Below are 4,370 nucleotides of genomic sequence, written 5' to 3'. Positions count from 1 at the left end.
ATTAAAACGGCATTGGTTCATCCGTTCGCGCATTTCGGGGAAGAAATGGCTTAGCACTTCTTTTTCTATGTCGATAACACCCAACTCGCGGATACCCGGGGTATCAATAATATAGCCGCCCTGCGGCAGCTCAAACATTTCGGCAAAGGTGGTGGTGTGCATCCCTTTGTCGCTCCATTCAGATACCATGTGGGTGCGCAGGTCAAGGTCGGGCAACAAGCGGTTGATCAGGCTGGATTTACCTACGCCCGAGTGGCCCGAAAAAAGTGTCACCTTATCCTTCAGCAATTCCTGCACTTCATCAATATTAGTACCTTCTAAAGCCGATACAGAATAACATGGGTAACCAATGTTTTGGTAAATGGCCTGATAATCGGCCAGGATCTCCAGCCCTTCATCGCTAAACAGGTCGAGTTTATTAAATATTAAACAGGCGGGGATATCATACGCCTCGGCGGTTACCAAAAAACGGTCTATAAAACCAAGCGAGGTACGTGGCGATGCCAGGGTAACCACCAAAAGCGCCCTGTCCAGGTTTGCGGCAATGATCTGCGCCTGCTTGGAAAGATTGATAGCCTTACGGATAATATAGTTTTTACGCTGATGCAAATTAGTGATAATGCCCGTGCCCTGCTCTGGCTCCATATCAAAATCAACCACATCGCCAACTGCTAATGGGTTGGTAGTCGTGATCCCCTTTATCCGGAATTTACCCTTGATGCGGCAGTCGATGGTTTCGTCTCCGCTTCTTACCTGGTACCAGCTCCCGGTCGATTTTGTTATAAGTCCCTGCATACGGCCGCAATTTAGGAAGATTTAAAGGCATTGAAAAAATAAAACAACTTTACATTTGGTATTTAAAATAAAATCTACTTACTTTACCGACATAATATATATGACAATTAACAACACCACAATTATTACCATTATTACCACCGGGATAAATTTCGGAGGAAGATAATCGTATGGTGTAAAAACATAAACAAAACCAAATGAAAGCCTTCCTCCGCAAAGAGGAAGGCTTTTTTTATTTTATCGCAAAAATGAAAATTCTAAAATTCGGCGGCACGTCGGTAGGTTCAGTAAGCAGCATCCAAACCCTGCTTAATATTTTAAAAGACGAGGATAAACCCGGTAACCGCCCGGTGGTTGTACTATCTGCAATGGGCGGTGTAACCAACCTGCTGGTAGCTATGGCCGAAAATGCAGCAAACGGGCAGGAGTTTACGGCACAATTAGCCGAACTGGAAAAACGCCATTTTGACGCCGTTAAAGCATTGCTTGATGTACAGAACCAAAACCCGGCCTATACCCGCTTAAAAATTCACTTTAACCAGTTAGAAGAATTGCTGCAGGGCGTACTTACCCTGCGTGAACTTACCCCCAAAACCCGCGACCAGATACTTGGCTACGGCGAACGTTGCTCGGCACTAATGGTAAGTAAAATTGCGGCGCAGCATTTTAAAGATGTGCTTTTTGTAGATGCAGCTGAACTGATTAAAACCGACAGCTCTTTTGGAAACGCCAAAGTAAACAGCGAACTAACGGAATTACTCATCAAAACTTTCTATCAGGAAAACAGCGATAAACTGCTTATTGTAACCGGTTTTATTGCAAGTAACGATGCCGGGCAGATCACAACACTTGGCCGTGGCGGCAGCGATTATACAGCAGCTATATTCGGCTCGGCATTAAACGCTGAAGAGATCCAGATCTGGACGGACGTAAACGGTATGATGACCGCCGACCCGCGTATGGTGCAAAAAGCTTTCCCGCTGGAAGAGCTGACCTATACCGAGGCAATGGAGCTTTCATACTTCGGTGCCAAGGTGATCTATCCACCAACCATGATTCCGGCGTTTTTGAAAAAGATCCCTATAGTGATCAAAAATACATTTGAGCCTGCCTTTGCCGGCACGGTTATCCGCCATGATTGTAAGGCGTCTACCTTGCCAATCAAGGGGATCTCGTCTATCAATAACATCAGCATCCTTAATTTAGAGGGTAGCGGGATGGTAGGCAAATCGGGTTTTAGCGGCAGGTTGTTTTCGCTGCTGGCGAGGGAGCAGATTAACATTATCCTCATCACCCAATCATCGTCAGAACATAGCATCACTTTTGCCGTACAGCCAAACGAAGTGGATAAAGCCAAACAACTGATAGAGCAGGAATTTGAACTGGAACTGCTGGCCAATAAACTGGAGCCATTGGTAGTAGAAAAAAACCAGGCCATATTAGCCGTAGTAGGCGAAAACATGAAGCAAACCCCGGGCATGAGCGGTAAGCTGTTCCACGCGCTGGGCCGTAACGGTGTAAACGTAAGAGCCATTGCGCAGGGTTCGTCGGAGTATAATATTTCGGTTATTATCTCGGCAAATGATTTGGCTAAAGCCTTGAACGCGGTGCATGATGCCTTTTTTATAGAACTGACTAAAACCCTGCACGCCTTCTGTTTAGGTACCGGCAATATCGGCAAAACGCTGTTCAACCAATTGAACGCGCATAAAGATTTCTTGCAAAAAAATAATGGCATACAGGTTAAAATAGTAGGCATCAGCAATACCCGTAAAATGGTTTTCAATGCCGATGGTTTATCGTTAGATACCTGGCAGGACGACCTGCAAGCATCAGACCACGCTGCCGACTTAGCGGGCTTCATCGCCAAAATGAAAGAAATGAACCTGCCAAACTGCGTGTTTATTGATAACACCGCCAGCCCAAAACCAATAGCGTTTTACGAGGAGGTTTTTAAAGCCAACGTATCTGTAGTTACCTGCAATAAAATTGGCAATTCGGCTTCACTCGCCCAATACAAAACCTTCAGGGATACCGCTCGCAAGCATGGCGTAGATTTCTTCTACGAAACCAATGTGGGTGCAGGCCTGCCTATCATCCGTACCTTAAAAGACCTGATGAGCAGCGGCGACCGCATCCAGCGGATAGAAGCCATTCTTTCAGGAACCATCTCCTTCATCTTTAATCACTTTAAGGGTGACGCTAATTTCCACGATGTGGTAAAAGAGGCCCAGGAAAAAGGCTATACCGAACCCGACCCGCGTGATGACCTGAGCGGAAAAGATTTTATGCGTAAGATATTGATCCTTGCCCGCGATGCCGGCCACGAAATGGAAGAAGCTGATGTGGATATAGAAAGCGTTTTACCCAAGGCCTGTTTAGAGGTGCAAACCGTTGAAGATTTTTACGCGGCCCTGAAAGCCGAAGACGCTTTCTTCACCAACCTTAAACAACAAGCCGAAAAAGATAAAAAAGTATTACGTTATATAGGCAAGCTGGAAAACGGCAAGGCATCCATCACCCTGCAAAGTGTGGATGAGAACCATCCGTTCTACATGCTTAGCGGAAGCGATAACATCATATCTTTCACCACCGACAGGTACAAAGAACGCCCGCTGGTGGTAAAGGGCCCCGGCGCAGGTGCCGAAGTAACCGCCGCCGGCGTATTTGCCGACCTGATAAATGTGGGAGCGAATTAAAGAGATGCAAGATTTTTAGAATCAGGAGATAAGACAAAAAAGGCACAGCGCTGGGTTCCCCTCTTGAGAGGGGGTAGGGGTGTGTCCTTAAACAACAGATATTTTTATGAGTAAGGATATACAAGATTTAAAACAGCCGGCCAAAGCGGATAAAAAGGCATTGGATAGCATCCATGTTTTTGCCCCAGCCACCGTGGCCAATGTGGTTTGCGGGTTTGATGTGCTGGGTTTCGCGGTGAACGAACCCGGCGATGAGGTAATTATGCGCATTACCGATAAACCCGGCATCACCATCAGCAAAATTACCGGGGATGATGGGCGCCTGCCGCTTAACCCTGCTAAAAACACGGTAAGCGTAAGTGTTGAGCATTATTTGCGTAGTATCGATAGGCTGGATATTGGCCTCGACATCGAACTCCACAAAAAAATGCCGATAGGTAGCGGCCTGGGCTCAAGCTCGGCCAGTACTGTTGCCGGCTTGTTTGCTATTAAAACTTTATTGGGTGACGATACCGACCCATCCACCCTGTTGCCTTTCGCCATGAAGGGCGAAGAAATGGCTTGCGGGCATGGCCATGCGGATAACGTCGCGCCGGCTTTATTAGGCGGTTTCGTTTTGATCCGTAGCTATGAGCCTTTGGATGTGGTGCGTTTACCGCACCCGGCCAATTTGTGGTGCGCTATCGTGTTCCCGGATGTGGATGTACCTACACGCGAGGCGAGGCAGATCATCCGTAAAAACATCCAGATGAAGGATGCCGTAACGCAGTGGGGTAATATTGCCGGACTGGTGAGCGGTTTGTTTATGCAGGACATTGACCTGATTGGCCGTAGCATGAAAGATGTGCTGGTTGAGCCCGTACGCAGTATGCTGAT

Annotated in this window: 3 protein-coding genes; 2 read left to right on the top strand and 1 reads right to left on the bottom strand. The window is 47.0% G+C overall.

Translation table 11 applies throughout. The features are described from left to right. Positions 1-795: ribosome small subunit-dependent GTPase A (rsgA, locus tag WC615_RS22755; protein ID WP_372980315.1), on the bottom strand; the 795-nt coding region annotated here is incomplete at its 3' end. A 248-nt stretch (positions 796-1,043) separates the two neighbouring features. Between rsgA and thrA the strand changes: the two genes are divergently transcribed. Beyond that, positions 1,044-3,494: a bifunctional aspartate kinase/homoserine dehydrogenase I gene (thrA, locus tag WC615_RS22750; RefSeq protein WP_372980316.1), complete on the top strand. Its 2,451-nt coding sequence runs from the start codon at positions 1,044-1,046 to the stop codon at positions 3,492-3,494. A 106-nt stretch (positions 3,495-3,600) separates the two neighbouring features. Next, positions 3,601-4,370, top strand: a 770-nt coding sequence (locus WC615_RS22745; RefSeq protein ID WP_372980314.1) for a homoserine kinase, incomplete at its 3' end; no start/stop codon positions are given.

Source organism: Mucilaginibacter sp., from assembly GCF_041663085.1.
Classification (GTDB): Bacteria; Bacteroidota; Bacteroidia; order Sphingobacteriales; family Sphingobacteriaceae; genus Mucilaginibacter.
This window is presented reverse-complemented; position numbering and strand designations above follow the sequence as displayed.